This is a genomic window from Dactylosporangium sp. CS-047395, from assembly GCF_050942185.1.
Lineage (GTDB): Bacteria > Actinomycetota > Actinomycetes > Mycobacteriales > Micromonosporaceae > Dactylosporangium.
The window spans coordinates 1086744-1107798 of sequence record NZ_CP192015.1 but is presented as its reverse complement, the minus strand read 5'-3'; the positions used below and the strand labels follow the sequence as shown (position 1 = coordinate 1107798).

The 21055-nt window shown below is 72.2% G+C and carries 19 protein-coding genes; 1 reads left to right on the top strand and 18 read right to left on the bottom strand.

The genetic code is table 11. The annotated features are described in order from the left end of the window. The first annotated feature begins 39 nt into the window (after positions 1–39). A complete protein-coding gene (locus ACQP00_RS05110) occupies positions 40–753 on the top strand; it encodes an SUKH-3 domain-containing protein (protein ID WP_433215032.1) in 714 nt (237 codons plus the stop codon). Positions 754–952: 199 nt separating this feature from the next. On the opposite strand, the gene ACQP00_RS05105 is transcribed toward ACQP00_RS05110, so the two are convergent. From ACQP00_RS05105 to ACQP00_RS05020, 18 genes are all read right to left on the bottom strand, one after another. Continuing rightward, entirely contained in the window at positions 953–1312 is a 360-nt protein-coding gene (locus tag ACQP00_RS05105; protein WP_433215029.1) for a hypothetical protein, read from the bottom strand. A gap of 64 nt (positions 1313–1376) precedes the next feature. Next, positions 1377–1871: a hypothetical protein gene (locus tag ACQP00_RS05100; RefSeq protein ID WP_433215026.1), complete on the bottom strand. Its 495-nt coding sequence runs from the start codon at positions 1869–1871 to the stop codon at positions 1377–1379. A 332-nt stretch (positions 1872–2203) separates the two neighbouring features. Next, entirely contained in the window at positions 2204–2992 is a 789-nt protein-coding gene (locus ACQP00_RS05095; protein ID WP_433215023.1) for a hypothetical protein, read from the bottom strand. Positions 2993–3035: 43 nt separating this feature from the next. Further along, the gene (locus ACQP00_RS05090) at positions 3036–3932 is read right to left on the bottom strand and encodes a phosphate ABC transporter ATP-binding protein (RefSeq protein ID WP_433215020.1); all 897 of its coding nucleotides are present in this window, start codon (positions 3930–3932) and stop codon (positions 3036–3038) included. Positions 3933–3957: 25 nt separating this feature from the next. Then, positions 3958–4902: a sortase gene (locus ACQP00_RS05085; RefSeq protein WP_433215017.1), complete on the bottom strand. Its 945-nt coding sequence runs from the start codon at positions 4900–4902 to the stop codon at positions 3958–3960. After that, positions 4899–6032 carry a WxL protein peptidoglycan domain-containing protein gene (locus ACQP00_RS05080; RefSeq protein WP_433215014.1) on the bottom strand — a complete coding sequence of 378 codons (1134 nt, stop codon included), beginning with the start codon at positions 6030–6032 and terminating at the stop codon, positions 4899–4901. The genes ACQP00_RS05085 and ACQP00_RS05080 overlap by 4 nt, the downstream gene beginning before the upstream one ends. A gap of 86 nt (positions 6033–6118) precedes the next feature. Beyond that, complete coding sequence (locus ACQP00_RS05075; protein ID WP_433215011.1) at positions 6119–7411, bottom strand: Ig-like domain-containing protein; 1293 nt, start codon at positions 7409–7411, stop codon at positions 6119–6121. 176 nt (positions 7412–7587) lie between these two features. After that, on the bottom strand, positions 7588–8823 hold the full coding sequence (locus tag ACQP00_RS05070) for a hypothetical protein (RefSeq protein ID WP_433215008.1): 1236 nt from the start codon (positions 8821–8823) through the stop codon (positions 7588–7590). Positions 8824–8960: 137 nt separating this feature from the next. Continuing rightward, positions 8961–11606 carry a hypothetical protein gene (locus ACQP00_RS05065; protein WP_433215005.1) on the bottom strand — a complete coding sequence of 882 codons (2646 nt, stop codon included), beginning with the start codon at positions 11604–11606 and terminating at the stop codon, positions 8961–8963. Next, positions 11606–13324: a phosphate ABC transporter substrate-binding protein PstS gene (locus tag ACQP00_RS05060; RefSeq protein WP_433215002.1), complete on the bottom strand. Its 1719-nt coding sequence runs from the start codon at positions 13322–13324 to the stop codon at positions 11606–11608. The genes ACQP00_RS05065 and ACQP00_RS05060 overlap by 1 nt, the downstream gene beginning before the upstream one ends. Continuing rightward, positions 13321–14550 carry a phosphate ABC transporter permease PstA gene (gene pstA / locus ACQP00_RS05055; protein WP_433214999.1) on the bottom strand — a complete coding sequence of 410 codons (1230 nt, stop codon included), beginning with the start codon at positions 14548–14550 and terminating at the stop codon, positions 13321–13323. Before pstA ends, ACQP00_RS05060 begins: the two co-directional genes overlap by 4 nt. Before the next feature lie 5 nt (positions 14551–14555). Then, positions 14556–15563 (bottom strand): phosphate ABC transporter permease subunit PstC, encoded by a 1008-nt coding sequence (pstC, locus tag ACQP00_RS05050; protein ID WP_433214996.1) that lies wholly within the window; start codon positions 15561–15563, stop codon positions 14556–14558. Continuing rightward, positions 15560–15976: a hypothetical protein gene (locus ACQP00_RS05045; protein ID WP_433214993.1), complete on the bottom strand. Its 417-nt coding sequence runs from the start codon at positions 15974–15976 to the stop codon at positions 15560–15562. Before ACQP00_RS05045 ends, pstC begins: the two co-directional genes overlap by 4 nt. Positions 15977–16143: 167 nt before the next feature. Further along, positions 16144–17190 (bottom strand): NADPH:quinone reductase, encoded by a 1047-nt coding sequence (locus ACQP00_RS05040; RefSeq protein ID WP_433214990.1) that lies wholly within the window; start codon positions 17188–17190, stop codon positions 16144–16146. Between the two features lie 10 nt (positions 17191–17200). Next, entirely contained in the window at positions 17201–18217 is a 1017-nt protein-coding gene (locus ACQP00_RS05035) for a 2-oxo acid dehydrogenase subunit E2 (RefSeq protein ID WP_433214987.1), read from the bottom strand. Beyond that, positions 18214–19152, bottom strand: coding sequence for an alpha-ketoacid dehydrogenase subunit beta (locus ACQP00_RS05030; protein WP_433214984.1), 939 nt, complete (start codon positions 19150–19152; stop codon positions 18214–18216). The genes ACQP00_RS05035 and ACQP00_RS05030 overlap by 4 nt, the downstream gene beginning before the upstream one ends. Further along, positions 19149–20009, bottom strand: coding sequence for a thiamine pyrophosphate-dependent dehydrogenase E1 component subunit alpha (locus ACQP00_RS05025; RefSeq protein WP_433214981.1), 861 nt, complete (start codon positions 20007–20009; stop codon positions 19149–19151). The genes ACQP00_RS05030 and ACQP00_RS05025 overlap by 4 nt, the downstream gene beginning before the upstream one ends. Further along, on the bottom strand, positions 20006–21055 hold the full coding sequence (locus ACQP00_RS05020; protein ID WP_433214978.1) for a glycosyltransferase family 4 protein: 1050 nt from the start codon (positions 21053–21055) through the stop codon (positions 20006–20008). Before ACQP00_RS05020 ends, ACQP00_RS05025 begins: the two co-directional genes overlap by 4 nt.

The window sequence follows — 21055 nt, the reverse complement described above, 5'->3', positions numbered from 1 at the left end:
CTGCATACGATAGGCCAGCAACCACGGAGGTGCGCATTGGTGACGCCTGATGAAGCCGCCCGGATCGCCCGACCTTGGGCCCTGGCCAGCCTCCCGGTCAGCGGCGGCGACGTGGGCCTCTACGAATTCGAGCTCGGCTATGTCGCCTGGGCCAAGGTCCCGCCCTCCGATCCGGACCGGCCCCCGGCCGTCATCGGCGCCCCGTTGGCCGTGATCGACAAGCAGTCGGGCGAGCTGACCACCTGGCCCTCCCTCTCGCCGCGGGGCGTCGCGGAGCTCTACGAGCTGGAGATGGCTGCCCGGCAGCGTTTTCCCGATGATGTACGGCACGTGCTCACCGCCGCCGGCTGGCGCCCCGACCGCGACGTCGCCGCGTGGGTCTCGACCTGGCTGGCGGGCCTGGACGACCGCCTCCCGATCTTCCCGGTCGCCCGCCGCCTGCTCGACGAGTTCGGCGGCCTGACCTTCCGCCAGCTGAAACAACCGGGCGTGGCCACCGGCGGCTTCGACGTGGAGTTCTGGCCGTCCGAGGGCCGCGTGATGGTCGACCTGTTCGTCGAGTTCGCGGCCGACCTGGGCCAGGCGGTCTTCCCGCTGGCCTGGTACGAGGACGGCCCGAGCGACCTCGTGGCCGCGGCCGACGGCCGGATCTTCCTGCTCCACGAGGCCGGCGAGTTCCTGGTCGGCCCCACCCCGGACGAGGCGCTGACCCGCCTGGTCCGCGGCGAGCCGTTCACCCCGCTGGAGCCCTGACATCACCGCCGGGCGCGACGAACGACGGCTGAGCCGCCCCGCCCGCTGGTTCGTGGCCGGCTACGGCGTCCCGGCCGCCGGCACCGGGCGGCTGCTGCTCCTCGACCGCCGCCAGCACCGCGGGCGCGTCACCGCCCCGGCCGTGGAATAGCCGGCGGTCGAGAAAAGCAGGAGCGAAAAGCAGAGATACAGCCGGAGATCAGGAAGTGCGGCTCGCCGAGCGGCGGCGGGCGGCCAGCCGGACCGCGGCGCCGAGGGCGAGCAGGCCCACGCCCACGCCGGCGATCAGCAGGATGTTCAGGCCGGTCCGCGGCAGGTCGCCGCCGTTTCCGCCATTGCCGCCGTCATTGCCACCATTGCCGCCATTGCCACCGCCGGGAGTCGGGGTGGGGGTTTCCTCCGGGGTTCCGCTCACCACGACCACGATCGGCATTCCGCCGTCGCCGTCACTGCGGGCCGGCGCTTCCGCGCGGGCCGGGGCGCCTATCGCGAGAATGGCGAGCACCGCCGCGAAAAGCAGGGCCAGGCGGAGGCGCGGATGAAAAACGGCTGATTTCATGAATGGTCCGTTCCGGCGTCAGGTGCGAATCGGGGACAGCATTTCCCGGGCGCGGCGGGAAACCTCATGCGGTCTTGATGCGCCAGGCTGCGTCCCCGCGGTCCCCGCGGTCGCGGCGGGCCGGCGCCGGCGTCTCGGCGGTGCCGCGCGCGAGGCGGTCGACCGCGCGCGGGGCCTCGCGCAGCAGCCGCCGGCCGTCGGTCAGCAGGGCGGCGGGCAGGGCGGCCAGGAACCGCCCGACGTTGTACTGGCACTCGCGGGCCCGCAGGTAGGAGCGGTGCGATACGGCCACCGGCACGCCGTCCAGCTCGACCCGCCAGACCCAGTGGCCGCTGGTGCCCAGGGCGGTGGAGACGGCGTTGAGCCGGTCGGCCGCGTTCACCACGCCGAGGACGGCCTCGCGGCACTCCGCGTCGGTGTCGAAGGGGCGTTCCCCGCGGCCGAGTATGCGATTGTTGGGCGAGCACAGCATCCATGCGGTCCGTTGTTGCCGGTCGACAACTGATTCGTCATCGTCGGGTGTGATGATCGCCAGGAAAATGAACCTCGGCGGCAGCATGTGGACATTCCTCCCCGAATGTTCGTTACCGGCGCGCCGGAAACGCTCGTAGCGTTGACGGCGCGCAGGCCACCGTGCTGACCCTCGATATCGGCGATGACGCGCTCCGCGTTCCTGCCCACACGCCGGACATGCACGAGATGAACATCAAGAAACGAGGAAAAAACCATTCAGCAGTAACCCCTGACCGATCAGGTGATAGCCACGGCCGCCTTTAGCGTGCCTTAGGGGAAGCTGTGCGCCGGATTTGCCGGTGAATGCCCGCTGTGCGCGCACCGAAAGCGATCGTTCGCACCCTGACGGTGCGAACGATCGCTCATGGACGATACGGCTCAGGAGCCGGATTGCGACCGTTTCCGCGCGCCGTAGCGCAGCCCGACCCCGATCGCGATCATCGCGATCGCGCCGCCCGCCAGAGCGACGACGTCGGTGCCGGTGACCGGAAGGTTGCCCCCGTTGGCCGCGGGCGTCGGGGAGATCGTGTCGGTCGCGTCCGGCGTCGGCGTGCCGGTCTCGGTCGCGGTCGGGGTCGGCGTGGCCGTGGCCGTCGGGGTCGCGGTGGCCGTGGGCGTCACCGTGGCCGTGGGCGTGACCGTGTTCGTGGGCGTGACCGTGTTCGTGGGCGTGGGGGTGCCCGGCGTGGTGCCGTGCACCACCCAGCTGCCGTCGGCCGCGAAGTCCACCTGCACGGCGTCGACGTAGGTGCCGGTCCCGGCGCCGGTGCGGCAGTCGACCATGAACAGGAACGACTCCGCGCCGCCGTTGCCGGCGATCACCTGGACCGTGGCCATGTCCTGGATGAAGTGGCCGCCGAAGCCCGCCGTCTGGATGAGCGGCGCCGTCACGTTGTCGGAGATGGTCTGCTCGACGTGCAGCAGGTCGATCGTGTTGACGTTGGCCAGGTTGGTGCCGGCCGCGCAGGCCGTCGTCGTCGACCAGTCCGGCGTGGTCGTGCCGGTGCCGAAGGTCGGGTTCAGGTGGAGGCCACCCATGTTGATGCCCTGGGGCAGCGGGTCCGGCACGGCCGGCGAGGCGATGGCCGGGATGAGCATGCTCACCCCGATCGCTCCGAGGGCCGCCGCGAGGGCGAGACCCAGCCGCTTGGAGCGCGTGCTCTTCATGAGGAGGGGACCTTTCTGCAGCATCGGGAGCGCTGGCGAGAACTCAGCCGAATCGGCCGTTCACGTAGTCGGAGGTGCGCGGGTCCTGCGGGGTCTGGAACATCGCCGCGGTCGGGCCGTGCTCGACGATGTACCCCGGCTGGCCCTGCTCGGCCAGGAAGAACGCGCAGTGGTCGCTGACCCGCTGGGCCTGTTGCATGTTGTGCGTGACGATCACGATCGTCACCTCGGCGACCAGTTCCTTGATGGTCTCCTCGATGACCCGGGTCGAGGTCGGGTCCAGCGCCGAGCAGGGCTCGTCCATGAGCAGCACGCGGGGCCGCACCGCCAGCGACCGCGCGATGCACAGCCGCTGCTGCTGCCCGCCGGACAGCGCCCCGCCGGGCTGACGCAGCCGGTCGGCCACCTCGCGCCACAGGCCGGCCTTGGTCAGGCACTCCTCGACCAGCCCGTCCTTCTCGCTGCGGGCCAGCCGCCGGCCGGTGAGCTTCAGCCCGGCCACGACGTTGTCGTAGATGGACATCGCCGGGAACGGGTTGGGCTTCTGGAACACCATCCCGACCTGCCGGCGCGCGTCGGTCAGGCGCCGGGACGCGTCGTAGATGTCCAGGCCGTCCAGCATCACCTCGCCGGCCAGCGTGGCCCCGGGCACCAGCTCGTGCATCCGGTTGAGGATTCGCAGGAAGGTCGACTTGCCGCAGCCCGAGGGGCCGATCAGCGCGGTCACCTTGCCGGCCTTCATCGACAGCGTGACCCGGTCGAGCACCTGGCGGTCGCCGAACCACGCGCTGATCTCCCGCGCGTCGAGGCCGGCGAGCGAGGGCATGTCCCGGTGCACGCCGAGGTAGTCGTCGTAGGCGACGAGCGCCTCCCGCGAGCTGACCCAGGCCGCGTCGGTGAGCGTCGGCATGGCCGCGGTGCTGTCGTTCGCTGGGGTCACCGTGAACTTCCCTAGGTCCGTGATGTCAGATCAGGTTCGGCAGGAGCTTCGCGACCTGGTCGGCGGTGGCCATGCCGAGGAACGCGATCACCGGCACCCCCACCAGCCAGGTCTGCCAGACGCCCCAGTAGACGCGCGCGGCGGAGAGCAGGACGACCGCGACGAGCAGCGCCTCGCCGATGAAGACCAGCGGGAACCACACCGTGGTGTCGATGGCCATCACCTGCTCGGCCGGTTGCAGCTGCGAGCTGCGCAGCACCAGCTGCGGGGTCTCCTGCACCTTGGAGGTCAGGTCGGCGTCCACGCGCAGCGCGTCCGTCGGCACGAACATCCCGCCGTACGCCGTGGTCAGCGTGACCCGCCCGGCGCCCGTGGCCACCCGCGGCGGCTGCGGCATCCCGCCGTGGCGCACGTCGAGCACCGTGAACTCGTTGCGGCCCTGGCCGGTGGTGATGGTGAAGGCGTCGCCGGGCACCAGCGTCGCGAGGCTGCCGAACGGCCCGCCGTACGTGGTCGCCTTGCCCATGATCACGCTGACCCCGGCCTGGCCCGGCAGCGGCGTGTCCCGCCGGTGGCCCGGGCCCTTCTGCAGCACGCCGCCGGTCGTCCCCTCGAAGACGACCTCCTTGAGGTGCAGCTTGGGGATCTCCAGCACGGCGACCGGCCGGCCCAGCTGCAGCAGCTTCGAGTCCTCCTCCGGCCGCCACTGGCTGGTCGGCGCGGTGGCGAAGGCGAGCTCGGTGCGGAAGTTGGCGAACTCGGTCAGCTGGGCGCGGTCGTGGTGCAGCTTCGAGATGAAGCCGGCGTAGAGCCCGAAGCCGAGCAGCGTCAGGGACAGGATCGTGACCGCGGTCGTGAGCACCTGCACGACCGGCGGCGCCACCCGCTTGGGGCGCGGCGGCGGCGGCGGGCCGGGCGGGGGCGGCGGGACGGCCGTCCCCGGGACCGGCCGGACGTCGATCGCCGTCATCCGGACGCCCCGCTGCCGGCCGTCTCCTTGGCCTCCGCCGACTTCGCCGCCAGCGCCTTCTTGCGCAGCTCCTCAACCGTCTCCTGGCGGGCCTTGGCCACCGCGTCGGCGAGCACGCGATCCTGGCGGCCGCGGCGCATCCGGCGGATCTGGCGGACCGCGAAGAAGCCGCCGACGAGCAGGATCAGGATCGCGATCACCGCCCAGGGCGTGGCCCACATGAACGCCTCGGCCTCGACCGCCTGCGGCTCGTTCGGCGCCTTGGGCAGCCCGAGCGCGGTGATCTGGCTCGGCACCGCGCGCACCTGCACGGTCATCGGGCCGAGCGGGAAGACGCCGTCGAGGTGGACGGTGAACTGCACCTTGGCCCCGGGCAGCAGGTTGGGCAGCGTGGCCGCGGTGACGCCGGCGACCTTCAGCCAGAACAGGCCCTTCACGGCGACCTCGGGGCTCAGGTTGAGCCGCACGTTGCCGGTGTTGCGCACGGTCAGGGTCACGTCCGTGCTGCCGCCGCCGACCGGGTTGGCGGTGGGGTGGTAGGCGGCGCTGACCGACTCGACGGTGATGCCGGGGTTGAGCGGACCGGCGATCCGCATGTACAGCGGAACCCCGAGCCGCCGGTCGACCTTCACGGGACCGTTGGTGCTGTTCTCCTCGACACCGATCGAGGCGAGCACGCCGCCGGTGTGGTCGCCCGGCGTGGCGGTGGCCGGGACGGTGATGGTGAACGGCTCGATGGCGCGCTCGTTGGGCTTGAGGGTGACGCTGGTCTTCTGCAGCGTGACCCACGAGCCGAGGTCGGTGGGCTTCTCGGCGGCCGGCTGCAGCTGCAGCACGCCGCCGTTGCCGTTTTGCGCGTCGGTCGCGTAGATCTGGAACGTCACCGGGGCGGCGCTGAAGTTCGTCACGGCCACGTAGTCGTGGATGACCGTGCCGGGCTTGATGTCGGCGTACGAGAACTCCTTGCGGCTGTCCGGCCCGTTCGCGCTGGACGGCTGGACCGACCAGGTGATCGAGCCCGACGGCGTGGGCTCCGCGCCGGCCGGGTGGCCCGGCAGCAGGATGGCGGCAACGGCGAACAGCAGGCCGAGCAGGGCGCTGATCGCACGCGAGGGGCGCGGAGAGGTCATCGCAGCACGTCCATTTCGGGTCGGGGGAAGTTCCGGGAGGAGCGTGCGGACGGCGCCGCGCGCTCCCCCCGTCGTGCTATGAGGCCTTAGGCGAGCGGGGTGCCGCCGAGGCCGGTGATCGTGATCGTCGCGGCGTACGTGCCCGGCTGGGTGCCCCGCGGGAAGTCCAGGAACAGGGCCGCACCGAGCTTGCTGTCGCCGAGACCCTTGCCGGACTGCGCGCCACCGAGGCTGCTGGCGCTGGTCAGGCCCGGGTTGACGCCCGTGCCGACGCCGGCACCGGCGGTGACGTCGGCGGTCGCGTTCTGCGCGACCACCGACGGCTGCCAGCCGAGACTGGTGCCGGAGAACTTCTTGGTGGCGTCGTCGGTCTTGGTGAAGTCGCCGACCTGGCCGGTCACCGACCAACCGGGAACGGTCTGGTCACGACCGTCGGAGATGTTCACGTTCTTGAGGCTGCCCTCGGCGTGGAAGTGCCGGGTGTCGCCCGTGCCCTGCAGGTGCGCGATGCCCATGTCCACGATGCCCGGGTCCACCGTCATCGCGAACACGCCCTGCTCCTGCGGGACCCCGACCTGGATGGTCTCGGTGGCCGACTGGGTGTCGCTGGCGACGAGGACCGAAGCCGCGGAGGACGTCGAGTCGCCGTACGCCGCCGAGTCGGTCGCGTGGAACGTCGCGGTGATGCTGTGGTTGCCGAGGCCGAGCGCGGCCGAGGAGAAGGTGAACGTACCGCTGCCCGCCGGGGTGGTGAACACGCTGGCGCCGTTGTCCTTGAACTCGACCGTGCCCGCGGCGGCGGCCGGGGAGACCGACGCCGTCACGGTCACGTTGGTGCCCGGGGCCACCGTCTGCGAAGCCGGCGACACCGTGGTGGTGGTCTGCGCCTGCACCGGGCCCGACCCGTGGATCTGCCAGCTGCCGTCGGCGGCGAAGTCCACCTGGACCGCGTCGGTGTAGGTGCCGTGACCGGCACCCGTGCGGCAGTCGATCAGGAACAGGAACGACTCCGCGCCGCCGTTGCCGGCCAGCAGCTGCACCGTGGCCATGTCCTGGATGAACTGGCCGCCGAAGTTCGGCGCCAGCACCAGCGGGCCGGTCACGTTGCTCGAGATGGTCTGCTCGACGTCGAGGAGGTCGATCGTGTTCACGTTGGCCAGGTTGGTGCCGGCCGGGCAGGCGGTGTCAGCGGTGAAGCTCGGGGTGACATCGGCGGCACCGGACGTCGGCGTCAGGTGCAGGCCACCCATGTTGATGCCCGAGGGCAGCGGGTTCGGCACCTGGGCCTGGGCGATCGAGGGAGCGAGCAGGGTCGCGCCCATCGCCCCGAGCACCGCACCGGCCACAAGGGCCCGGCGCTTCAGGGAAGTGGTCTTCATCAGGGGCTACACTGACCTTTCTGATAGAGGGCAATGCCCGCTGCACAGCCTTGGACGACCCTGGGGATTGGCCCCCCAGGGAGACTGAGTGGTTTGGTTCGGTCCAGGTCGCTGTGCGAAGGTCCGGTGCCCGGCCGGCGATCGGCCGGCCAGGCACCGGCCCGGTTTCACGGTTGTCAGTCGGTGCCGTAGGCCCGCAGGCTGTCGACGATCGCGCCGCAGGTGTGACCCAGCGGAGCGGCGTTGAGCAGGCCGAAGCCGTAGCTGAGGATCACCGAGGACTTGCCGCAGAGGCCCTGGCCCGGACCGAAGACCGAGTAGAGCTTCGCGTCGAACGCGGCGTTGCCCACGTTGACCTTCTTCCACTCGACGACGTTGAAGACCTCGCGGCGGATGATGAAGGTGGCGTTTAGGCCACCCGTCTCGACCGTCGGGAAGTTGCCGGCGAGCGGGTTGCTCGTCACGTTCGGCGTGACGCCGACATTCACGAGGCTGTGCAGGTGGGCGCCGTGGCGACGGTCGCTGTGACCGTTGCGCTGCGAGACCCACTGCGCGATCGAGAACGGGGCGATGCCGTTCGGGTCGTTCTGCAGGACCGTGCCGTCGTGCTCCTCGACGAGCGCGCCATTGTAGTCGGTGCCGGTCCACGCGTGGTCGTGCAGCCACGCCGGAACGGTGCCGATGCCCAGCTTGGAGAGCCAGAACGAGCGGGTGCCCGAGCCGTTCTGCGGGATGTACAGGTGGATCGGGGTGGCGCCACCGGTGCACGGCGTCGCGTTGCACTGCGGGTCGTAGGTGGTGCCGTTGATCGTGACCGCCTGGCCGTCACGGTAGAGGCGCTGCAGGGTGCCCGTGCCGGTCGCGGCGTTGGTCGGGTCGTAGCTGAGCGCGTTGTAGTTGGCCGCGGTGGCGTCGCCGAAGTGCGAGCTCGCCACGCCGACCGCGTCCAGCGCGAACGGGATGTAGACCCAGCGGCCGGTGTTCGACTGGTTGCTGCCCGGGTCGCTCGAGGAGCGGGCGAAGTCGATGCAGCCGAGCTCCGGCAGGTCGACCTCGTCGGCGAACGGGGCGGCGATCGCGGCCGCCACGTTGCCCGACTGGCGCAGCGCGGTGACGCCCTGGCCGGAGCCGTTCGGGCGGTTGAAGGAGCAGCCGCGCTTCGGCGTGATCACCGCGTGCTGGGCCTTGGTGTTGGGGTCGATGGCGTCCCAGGAGCCGACGACGCCGAGGCCGATGGCGTCACCGGCACCGTTGACGACGTCCTGCGTGGTGTCGGAGCCGACGCCCACCAGGTCCGAGACCGGGTCGGCCGAGGCGGGCCCGGCCACGCCGAGGACGAGGCCCGTGGCGACGGTCGCCGCGGCGATACCGCTGACCATCAGTCGCCGCACGAGGCGCTTGGTGTTGATCATGTGCGTCCTTTCCTGCGATGGGGGGAGCGACAACATCTTGTGGAACCGAGCCTCGGAGCCGATACCGGATGTGTGTAGAAGATGGCGATACGTGCTGGTACGCCCACATGAAGCACGGGTTACGGGGATGTTGAGACTCATCCACCGAAGTCGGTCGGCCGTCGGCTGAAGGCGAACCGGATCAGCGGCCCGCCGAGCGCCCCGCCGAGGCCGGCGATCATCACGATGGCCAGGGCCCAGCGGATCGCGCCGATCGACATCGCCGGCGTGGCCAGCGCCGCCGGGGCCGGGCTGGCCGAGGTGGTGACGAAGGCCGGGGCGGACGAGGTCGAGCCGGACGCCGACGGCCGCGCCCCGGTGTCGGGCACGCTGCCGTTGCCCCCGCCGCCGTTGGTGTTGTTGCCGGCCGCGGCCGTCGTCTCCGGCGCGGTCGTCGCCGGGGCCGGGTTGGTCAGCGCGTTGGCGACCGACGTGGCGGTGGCGCGCAGGGCCTCGGGCAGCGGCAGGAACCCGTACGGCAGCTCGCCGGGGGCGACGCCGGGCGTCTGCCCCTCGTTGACCGCGTACTTGATCAGCTGCGCGTAGTCCGCCAGCGCGTCCGCCTCCTGGTCCTTGGGCACGGCCGCGTAGGTGACCGCGGTCAGCGGGTACCCGCCGGTGCCGGGGCTGGCCGGGTTCACGTGCAGCAGCCCGGCGCTGTCGGCCTTGGCGCTGCCGACCGCGGTGGTGATCGTCGACGTGTTGGGCGACACGCACCCGGTGCCGTCGCCCTTGCACAGCTGGGCCGGGACCACGCCGTAGTTCGCCATGCTCGCGGAGTCCATGACGCCCCACATGAAGATCTGGCCCGGGAACTCGATCGGCTGGGCCACCTCCCACCAGCCCGCGTCGCCGGTCGGCGAGCGCAGGGTGGGGTTCCAGTCGGCGCCCTCGGGGTTGTTGGCGGCCCGGATGCGGAACGCCACCTCGTCGTAGTTCTCCATGTACGGCAGCAGATCCAGCGTGCACCGGTCCGGGATCTTTTCCTCCGGGCGGCCGGTGTTGTAGCACGTGTTGGCCCGCGGGAACGAGTCGAGCGGCTCCGTCTGCAGGTTCAGCTTCTTGTACTCGGCATTGATGATCATGCCGTACTCGTCCCGCTCGCCCCCGAGCCACGCGCGCGCCGCGGCGTCGGTCAGCACCCACGCCCAGACCTGCTGGATGACGCCCGAGTGGTCGCCGGTCAGCAGCGGTGCCATGAGCGAGGCGCCGGGCCGGGAGGGCAGGTCGGGATTGAGCTTCTTGAACTCCGGGTCGTCCGTCATGAAGGCCGGGTTCTGCCTGGCCCAGTCGGGGCCGGAGCCGGAGTTGGCGGTCTGGTCGGACAGGTCGGACCGGTAGGACTGGGTCAGCCCCTTGGCGACCAGGCGCGGCGTCAGCTTGATCGGCGTGCTGCGGTAGCCCGCGTTGCCGAGGTTGACGTGGAAGCCCAGCGTGATGGCCGAGACGGCGACCGGGGCGTAGGCGATCGGCGGCAGGTCGGGCAGCTCGCCGCCGCCGCGCGGGGCCTCGCTGCCGATCGGCACGGTGGTGAAGGCGAGCCCGGTCCCGGACGTCGGGTTGGCCAGCTTGGAGGTGTTCGAGGCCTCGGGCGTGGCGGCGAACCCGTAGAGCTTGTTGCAGTTCGCCGCGGTGTTCATCGCGAGCTGCCACGAGTAGACGGCGTGCTGGATGAGCTCGGTGCCCTGGGTCTTGCGCTCCTTGGCCGAGCCGATCGCGCAGTTGTTCTGCAGCGGGCTGTAGCCGAGGTGGACCTGGATGCGCTGGGCCCAGGTGGCCGCGCCGAGCGGCGATTCCTGCATGATCGACGGGGCGTCGGTGTCCTGGAGCTTCCACCCGTTGGGCTCGTACTCCCCGCGCGGCACGATGACCAGCCAGCAGTCGCGCGGCTTGCCGTCGGCCTTGACCTCGCCACAGCCCAGGCCCGGCGCCTCGACCTTGGTGAGCGCGTTGAAATACACGTCGCCGGTACCGTCGGCCCGCGTGCCGGCCTGCTGGATCTCGTTGGTGTTGTACTTGTTGAACGGCCAGTCCGCCGGCTGGTACTTCTTGTCCGTGGTGCCGACCGGCACGAACGGCACCGTGTAGGTGTCGAGGCTACTGGCCGGGTCGTGGTGGCTGTAGCCCGGCTTGCCCGGGTCCTCGGCCGGGTCGCAGCCCAGGCCGGCCGACAGCCCCGGGGCGGCCGGCGGCTCGGTCACGCTGGGCACGTGGGTCGCGCAGACGTTGCCCTTGCGGCTGGCGATGCTGACCCCGCCGGTCGAGGCCTGCTTGAGCCCCTCGCTGCCGTACTGGCAGTTCTCCGGCTCCGGCCCCGCGTCCGCCTCGCCCCAGCACTCCATGATCTGCAGGTAGTTGCCGTTGAAGAAGCCCTTCATCGGCTTGCCCTTCCAGGTCACCTTGATGGCCTGGTGCACGAGGTTCTCGGTCTGGCCGACCGTCACCTCGAGGTCCTTGAAGTCCTCGTGCATGAACGCGTACGGGTCGTTGGCGTCGCGCGCCTTGACGACCGTGGTGTTGTCCTTGCCGAGCAGGCCCTTGTCCCAGCGGACGGTGACCGCGTTGGCGGTGATCCCGTTGCCGGTGATCTGGTCGGCGCCGCCCTCGGCCCGGGCCGGGTCGACCGGGCCGAGCGTGATCAGCCCGAGCGCGGCCACCGCGGCGGCGAGCCCGCTGGCCAGCCGGCGGCGGGCGGCCGGGCTGCCCATGACGCGGCCCGGCCAACGAACGGCGAGGCGGCGCATCACCGGTCACCGAACCCGTCGCGGCCCGACCGGCGGCTGGAGCCCAGCTGCGCGGCCAGCGGCGGGATGAGCGCCAGGCCCAGCAGCAGCAGCGCCGCGACCAGCATGAGCGCGTTCTGCATGAAGTCGGTGAGCTGGGGCGAGGTCTCCACGGCGGCTGCCTCGGCCGTCCGCGGTGCGCCCGCTCCGCCGCCGCCACCGCCTCCACCTCCGCCGTCGGCGCAGATGCCCGTGTCGGCGTCGCAGTCCGGTTCCGCCCCGGCGCCGGAGCCGGAGCCGCTCGTGCCGCCGCCGTCACCGCCGGTCGCACCGTCGCCGCCGTTCGAGCCGGACCCGCCCGCGCCGCCGTTGCCGCCCGTGCCTCCGGTCCCGCCGGAACCGCCCCCGCCGCTGCCCGAGCCGGCGCTGTTGCCGCCGGCGCCGCCCGTACCGGTGGAGCATTGGGTCGTGCCCTGCTTGTCACACGCCGGCGGGTTCGGGTCGTTCCTGGCCAGCGTGTTGGTGCCGTCGGTGGAGAACGTCGGGTTGTTGCACTTCTTCATGTCCGTCGCGGCCGGCACCACCGCCCCGGGCACCAGCGCCAGCTGACCGAAGCCCGCCTGGACCAAGTTGATCGGTAATGGCGAATACCCGAGGGCATCGACGGCCGACTGCCCCTCGCACAGCAGATACACGCCGAAGTCGCCGAGCGTCTTGCCCTTGCCGGTGGTGAACCCGTATTCGACCTTGGTCGGCATGATCATGTACGAGTACGACGAGAGCACGTAGGTCCGCGGGTCGCGGTTCGTGTAGACGTCCCGCAGGTCCTGGGTCAGGTACTTGGCCTTGTCGTTCTTGTCGTTGTTGATCTTCGCCGCGAGCAGCGACACGGCCACGTGGCCGGCGGTGGGCTCGGTGTAGTAGCCGGCCGGGTTGAGCACCTTGGCCACCGGGAAGCCGGCCGCGATCGCGTAGGAGTACTCGACGTAGCCGATCGAGCCGACCGCGCCGGCCTGGCTCACGTAGCCGGAGACGCCGAGGTCACCGGGCTGGCCGATCATCGCCGAGCCGTTGAGCACCGGGTACGCCGACGTCTGGGTGCACGGGTCGCGCTTGACCTTCGCGCAGTACGCCTGCCAGTGGCTGTTCTGGGTGGCCACCATCCACTGGGTGAACTGGGCGCTGGAGCCGGAGCCGTCCGAGCGGACCACCGGGACGATCGTGATGCCCGGCAGGGCCAGCTGAGGGTTGTCGGCCTTGATCAGCGGGTCGTTCCACTTGGTGATCACGCCGGTGAAGATCTTGGCGATGTTCTCGCCCGACAGCCGCAGGTTGGTCACCCGCTTGTTGCCGATCTTCAGGTTGTACATGAAGGTCGTGCCGCCCGCGGTGTCCGGCATGTAGACGTAGCCGCGCGGCGGCGGCGGGTCCTCGCTCCGGCCGTCCTTGACGCCGTAGGGGATGTCCGACGCGGCCCAGTCCAGGGTGCCCTCGCGGAACTTCTGCCGGCCGACGGTCGAGCCGCTGCGGTCGTAGTCCACCCGCATGCCGTACTGCCCCATGTTGCCGATCCAGGCGTGGAACGCGTTGTACGACCAGGTCGAGCCACCACCCGTGATCGGCACGTATTCGGCCGCCGACGCCGGCTCCGCGGGCGCGACGATGCTCACCATCGCGCCGACGAGCGCGACGACGAGCCCCGCCGTGCGGCGGCGCCATCGGGAACGCCGTGGATTCATGGTGCCGCCTCTTCCTGGCCGAATACGGGTGATGGGGTGGGCCGGGACATGCGTCGCACGTCACGGGCCGAGGCGGCGGCACGGCGCCGGTACCCGCCTGCGGTGAGCTCGCCGGGGCCGCGGCCGCCGATGATGCGGGTGATGATGAACAGGATCAGCACGAGGATCAGCAGCGCCGAGGCGGTGCCGAAGCCGCGCGCGATCTCGTTCGGCTCCGGCGACTGCACCTGGGTGTAGGCCAGCAGCGGCAGCGACATCATGGCGCCGTGGAACGGGTCGAGGTTCAGGTAGCCGGTCGAGCCCGCGGTCAGCAGCACCGGGGCGGTCTCGCCGATGGCCCGGGCGGCGCCGAGGATCACCGCGGTGGCCAGGCCCGAGCGGGCGGTCGGCAGCAGCACGTGCCAGGTGGTGCGCCAGCGGCTCGCCCCGAGCGCCAGCGAGGCCTCCTTGAGCGAGCCCGGCACCAGCCGGAGCACCACGTCCGCGGCCCGGATGATGATCGGCAGGATGGTCACGGCGAGCGCGCAGGCGGCCGCGAAGCCCGACGGCCCCAGGTGGAAGATCAGGATCAGGGTCGCGTAGATGAACAGGCCGGCGATGATGTCCGGCAGCGCGGTCATCGCCTCGACCACGGTCCGGATGAAGCGGGTGAACCGGCCGGGCACCTCGTAGAGGTAGACCGCGGCGATCAGGCCGAGCGGCACCGCGATGCCCAGCGCGATGCCGAGCTCGATGAGCGTGCCGACGATCGCGTGCAGGATGCCGCCCTTGGTGAGCGGGTCCGTGGCCAGCGTCGTGCGCAGATCCTCGGTGTAGAAGTTCAGGTGGACCATCGCGCGCCAGCCGCGGCTGAACGTGTACAGGATGACGAACACGAGCGCCGCCAGCAGGACCAGCGCCAGCGAGTGCACGACGAACGAGCTGATCCGGTCGCGCATCACCGCGCGGTTCTCGTCGAGCGAGACCAGCCCGGCGTAGCAGAGGACGACCACGATCCAGGTGGCGACGACCCAGCCGACGATGCCGGTGAACGGCCCGAGCTGGGTCCACAGCACCCCGGTGGTCGCGCCGCCGGCGGCGAACGCGCCGATGATCGCCCACGTGTCGGTGCGCCGTAGCCCGCTGGTGCGCCGCCGGCCCTGGCGGTTGGCCTGCGCCGGGCGGGCCGGCACGGTGGTCGTGGCGGGGCCGGCGTCCCGCGGGGCGGCCGTCTCGACCTGCTGCACCGTCGTCACACCTCGCTCATGGCGCCGGACCGGGACCGGGAGACCACCCAGGCGGCGACGAAGTTGACGATCAGGGTCATCACGAACAGGGCCACGCCGGCCGCCATGAGCGCGGAGATGCCGAACGGGCTGGCCTCGCCGTACCGCAGCGCGATGAGGGACGAGACCGAGCTGGTGCCGTGCTCCATGATGTGCGGCTGGATCTCGAAGCGGGGCGAGATGATCATGACCACGGCGATCGTCTCGCCCAGCGCCCGGCCCAGGCCGAGCATCGTCCCGCCGACGACGGCGCCGCGGCCGAAGGGCAGCACGACGCTGCGGATCATGCCCCACCGGGTGGCCCCGAGCGCGTACGCGCCCTCGCGCTCGCCCATCGGGGCCAGGCCGAACGCCTCCCGCATCACCGAGCAGGCGATCGGCGCGACCATGAGGGCCACCACCACGCCGGCGATGAACGTCGAGGAGGTGTAGGTGGTCACGGTGGCCAGCGGGTCGTGCCGGGCGACGCCGGTGACGTCGAGGAACGGCAGCCAGCCGAACCAGTCGGCGATCCACCGCGAGAGGTAGATGATCTTCCACTGGAGGAAGAACACGCCCCAGAGGCCGAAGACCACGCTGGGCACGGCCGCCATCAGGTCGACCATCGCGACCAGGGTCCGCTTGAGCCAGCGCGGGGCGTACTCGGAGATGTAGAGCGCGGTGCCCATGGCCAGCGGCACCGCGACCGCGATGGCGACGACGGCGATGAGCACGGTGCCGACGATGACCGCGGCGATGCCGAAGCCGCCGCCGTCGGGGTTCCACTCCTCGGTGGTGATGAACCCGAACTTGGCGACGCTCAGCGCCTCCCAGGCCCGGTACACCAGGAACGTGCCGACCAGGACCATGAGCACCAGCACGAGGCTGCCGCCGGCCCGGCCCACGCCCCGGTAGACCTTGTCGGCCGTGCCGGCGTTGTCGACGATCCTGCGCCGCAGCTGCCGCGCCGCGCTGTCGGCGGTGTCGCTGCTCATCGCGCGCCCCGGTCGAGCAGGGCGACGACGCCCTCGGCCGGCTCCGCCCCGGCGCACAGGGCCACGAACTTGGCCGCGCCGAGCAGGCTGAGCTTGTCGCGCTGGTACCACCGGCCGCTGACCGCGACGGGCGCGCCGTCGAGCTCGAGGCGCCAGCCCCAGCGGCCGGTGGGCCGCTCGGCGACGGGCAGCTGCACGGCCCGGTCGAGGCCGTCGCGCAGCTCGTCGAAGGCGGCCAGCGCCGACTCGTAGCTTCCGGAGCTGACCGCGCTGCGGCCCAGCTCGTGGTTGTTGGTGCCGATGAGCCGCCAGGCGTACCACGCGCCGTGCGAGATCGACCCGGCCGGCCAGCCCATCCGGCGCGGATGCACCGAGGCCGGTCCACACAGGACCTGGACACGCACGTGCGGCATCAACCCGTCTCCCAGACTCGCGCTGCGAACTCCCGTACGAAACCGCCGGGATGCAGTGCTGAACCTGACAAGGCCGAGCCACGCCACGATGGGGAAAGTGTGAACGCCGAACGAAGCGTGGATCGCCTGGGAGGTGGGCTGACCGATCGGTCGATGCCCGGGTCGGCCTAACCGCGTGGAGAAACGCGGATAAGGACCTTGCCGATCGCCCCCGACTCGACCGCGGCGTGGGCCGCCGCCGTGTCGGACAGCGGGAACTCGTGGAACGGCACGCCCGCCTCCTCGCCGAAGCGCAGCGCCCCGTCGACCAGCGCGGCGTTGACCGCGTCCGCGCCGTGCCGCAGCGCCTCCCGCGCAACGGTGTAGAGCAGGACGAACTGGTACCGCACGTTCAGCACCATGTGCCGCCGCACGTCCACGTCGAGCGGGCCGCCGGAGCTGTCGTTGGCGTACACCGCGATGGTCCCGCCCGAGCGGAGCACGGCCAGGTTGAGCTCGGCGTTGTGGGCCGCGGCGACCTCGACGACCACGTCCACGCCCTCCGGCAGCGCGGCCTTGACCTGTTCGGCGGCGTCCGCGTCGCGGTAGTTGACCACGTGGTGCGCGCCCGCGCGCCGAGCCAGCTCGGCCTTCTCCGGGCTGCTGACGGTGGCCACGACCCGCGCTCCCGCCCAGACGGCGAGCTGGATGGCCGCGTTGCCCACCGCCCCGGCCCCGCCCGCGACCAGCACGTTGCGGCCGGCCAGGGCGCCCGGGGCCAGCCGCGCGGGCGCGCCCTCGTGCACGGTGAGCGCCCGGTGCGCGGTCATCGCCGGCACCCCGAGGCTCGCCCCGGCCTCGAACGTCGCCGCGTCCGGCAGCGGCACCGCGCGCTCGGCCGGCACCACCGTGAACTCCTGCGCCGTACCGCTGCCCGGCCGCTGGTAGGCGGCCATGACCAGCCACACCCTGTCCCCCACGGCCAGCCCGGTGACGCCCGCCCCGACGGCGTCGACGATCCCCGCGCCGTCCTGGTTGGGCACCTGACCCTCGCCGGAGACGGGCGCCATGGCGGTGGCCCCGGTGCGCGTCTTCCAGTCGGTCGGATTCACCCCGGACACCACCACGCGGACCCGGACCTCGCCCGGCCCCGGCTCGCCGATCTCCCGCTCGGTCTGGCGCAGCACGGAGGCCGCGCCGAACTCGGTGTACACGATCGCCCTGTTCGTCGTCATACCGACCAACCTAGGGGTTCAGCTGGGCCGCCACTGCGCGAAGGAAAAGGGTGGCACCACGGCCGTTGAGGACGCGGTGGTCGTAGGCGAGGCCGAGCTGGACGTGGCCGTCGACCCGGCCGGTGAGCGAGACCGCGCACGTCGTCCCGGGCAGCACCAGCGGCACGGCCGCGGTCACGTCGAGGTCGGTGTGCAGGGCCAGCAGGATCGCCGGCGCGGCCAGGTCGGCCGGGCGGAACGTGCCGCGCAGCGCCGTCGTGCGCAGCTCCATCAGCCGCGCGGCGAGGTCGGCCATCGAGCGCGCGGGCACGTCGCGGATGACCGGCACGTGCAGGCCCTGCCCCACGTCGACGGTCACCCCCACGTCGATCGCGGCCGCGCGGCGCACCCGGTCGGGCGGCACGAACGCGGCGAAGCAGTCGGGATGCCCGGCCGCGACCGCGCCGATGGCCGCGATGGTCAGCTCCGGCAGGCCGATCATCCGCTTGTGCTGCCGGGTCAGCTCGCGTCCGCGCGCGCTCGCGGCCGCGGCGGGCACCCGGATCGCCACGAACGCCTGCGGGATCGCCGCCGACTCGGTGACCACGGCGGCCACGGCCCGCTGCACCGCCGGCAGCCGCTCCTCCACGACACCGCGACCGTCGAGCGCGTCGAGGTCGGCGACCCGGATCACCTTGCGCCCCAGCGCTTCCACCGTCGCCCGCTCGATCCCCCGCGCGGCCATGGCCCGCAGCGCCGGCTCGGTGATCACGAGGTCCGGAACGTCCGCGACCACCGGAGCCGGAACCGCGGTCGCGACCGCTTCGAGCCGGCCGATCACCGCGCCGGCGGCACAGGAGGCGCCGGCCGGCAGCAACTGGCGCAGATAGCCGGAGCCGATGCTCGGCAGCTCCTCCACCGCCTTCGAGGTCTCCACCGAAGCCACGGGGTCGCCCGGATGCACCAGCGAGCCGGCCGGCGCGAGCCATTCCAGCAGCGTGTACGTGTCGTCGTTGGTGTTGAGCTTGGGCACCAGGATCTCGGTCATGCCAGCGCCGCCACGATCGAATCCGCCTGCACGAGCACCTCCCGCTCCAGGTGGGCCGCGGACGGCACCACCGTGTCGGCCGCGTGCAGCACCCGCACCGGCCGCCCGCCGTCGCGCAGCTGGAACGCGACCTCGGTGGCCCATGAGGCGCCGGGCGGCCCGTCCTCGACGACGAGCACCTGCCGGGCCGGGTGGCGCCGGACGGGCTCCGGATCCCACGGGTAGAGCCGGGCCGGCACGTGCAGGGCGCCGCACAGCTCGTACCGCACCAGCAGCGCCTCCATCGCCGCCAGCGCCCGGTGCGCGAGGCCGCCGGGCGCCACGATCAGGTAGTCGTCCGACGGCACACCGTCCACCACGACGACGTCCCCGGCGGTCGTGAACGGGCGCGGGACGCCGAGGTGCCGGCCGTACAACACCTTGTCCTCGAACAGCACCGCCGGCCGGCCGCTCGCGAGCATCCCGCGCAGCATCGGCAGCGGGTCGGTGAACGGGCTCAGCTCGAAGACGTCCAGCCCCGGCACGCCGAGGAAGTGCTTCTGCGGGCTCTGGCTGTGGGTCGGCCCGTAGCCGCGGTTGCCCCCGGTCGGGCAGCGCACCACGACCGGCATCGGCACCGGCCGGCCGAACATCGCCGTCGACTTGGCCGCCACGTTGACGATCTGGTCGAAGGCGAGCAGCGCGAAGTCGGCGAACATGATCTCGACGATCGCCTTGTCCCCGGCCAGGGCCAGCCCGTTCGCGACGCCGACGATCGCCGACTCACTGATCGGGGTGCCCAGCACCCGGTCCGGGAACCGCGTGGAGAGACCCCGGGTCACCTTGAACGCGCCGCCGTACGGGTCGGTGATGTCCTCCCCCAGCAGGTACAACCGCGGGTCCTCGGCCAGCAGCGCCTGGAGGGCGAGGTTCAGGCCCTCGGCGACCCGGCTCATCGAACGTCCCAGGTGGACGGTGGGCGGGCGGTCACGTCGGCGACCACGGCCGCGACCCGGTCGCGCTGCTCGCGGTCCAGGGACGAACCGGCGTGCGGGGCGTACCAGTCGGGCAGCGCGGCCACCTCGGCGGCGGGCCGGGTGTCGTCGCCCTTGCTGTGCGGACCGAGGCGGTGCGTGGCGAACTCGACGACCAGCGGACCGGCCCCGTCGCGCAGGTGCTTGAGCGGCTCCTCCAGCGCCGCCCGCAGGTCCGCGATGTCCGCGGAGTCGAGTTGCAAAAATGCAATCCCGAACCCGGCCGCCCGGGCGGCGATCGTGCCGGCCATCGCGGCCGCCGACGGGGTGCTCTGCGCGATCCCGTTGTGCTCGACCGCGACCAGCAGCGGCAGGCGCCAGAGGGCGGCGAGGTTGAGCGCCTCGTACACCGCGCCCTCCCCCCACGTCCCGTCGCCGATGAACGCGCAGGCGAGCCGCCCCGGCTCGGTCCGGGCCAGGTGCAGCGCGGCCCCGGCGGCCAGCGGCAGGCTCTCCCCCTGCACGCCCGTGGACAGGTAGCGGCCCCGGCGCAGGTGCTGGCTGCCGCCGACCCCGTTGCAGACCGCGCCCGCGCGCCCCATGATCTCGGCCAGCAGGCCCGCCGGGTCGTCGAAGCGGGCCAGGTAGTGCCCGTGCCCGCGGTGGTTGCTGAACACGAAGTCGTCCGGGTCCAGCAGCGGCATCAGCGCGACCGGCACCGGCTCCTGGCCGAGGCAGGTGTGCGTGGTGCCGGGCAGGAGGCCCTGGGCGTACAGGTCCAGCAGGGCGGTCTCGAAGTGCCGGATGAGCAGCAGCATCCGCAGGTCGGCCGGGTTCACAGGTTCACCAGATACTTCTCGAGCGCCCCCGGGTCGAGCGAGGCGACGAACGCGGCGGCCGCCACGCGCCCCCGCGCCGGCAGCTCGGGTGGGACGTCATCCAGCGCGGCGAGCCACGGTCCGAGGTCTTGCGGCGGGAGGACGGGGCGGGGATGGGCGTCGCCCGGCTCGTACCGCGTGATCGGGTCGACCGGCAGCAGGTGCGGCACCCCGAGCTTGGCCTCGCGCAGCCCGCCCACGTCGGCCGCCAGCACCGGAAGGCCGTGCAGCATCGCCTCGACCGCGGTGTACCCGAACGTCTCGTCCCACAGCGACGGCATCAGCACCGCCCGGCTCCCGCGCAGCACGTCGGTGATGTTCTCGGCGGCCGGCACCACGTCGACGTTCGGCCGGGCGGCCAGCTCGGCGAGGTCGGCGTCGGTGCTGCCCCAGGTGCGCACCGCGCGGAAGCGGAGGTCCGGCCGGGCGTCGGCCAGCCCGAGCAGGATCGGCAGGCCCTTGAAGCCGCACGGGTTCACCATCGTGACCGGACCGTCCACGTCGAACACGTCCGGGCTCGGGCCGTACACATGCGGATGCAGCACCGTCGAATCGAGGCCGCCGTGCGAGCGGACGTAGTCCTGGGCGGCGCGGCTGACCGCCAGGATGCCCCGCGCCCGCGCGACCAGCCGGCGGCCGGACTCGCTGGGGTAGAAGGTGCGCGGGCCGAACGGGAGCTGCTGGAGGGTGTGCACGAGGTAGACGACGCGGTCCGGGGTGGCCCGCAGCGCCGAGCCGAGCATCATCAGGCCCGGATCGTCGGACGGCACCAGCGTCCAGTCCGGCACCTCGGCCGCCGCGACGTCGCGCAGCAGGCGCGGCAGCCGGGGCCCGTCGGCCGCGAACACCTCGACGCCCGCGATCGTCCTGACTCCGGGTGTACCGCGAGTGACCGCGACGCACCGGTGCCCGCGCGCCGCCAGCTCCTCCAGCAGCAGCCGGTTGGACTTGGTGGCGCCGCCGTGCCCCGGCAGCCAGGGCATGTTCTGCGCCAGCAGCACCCGCAC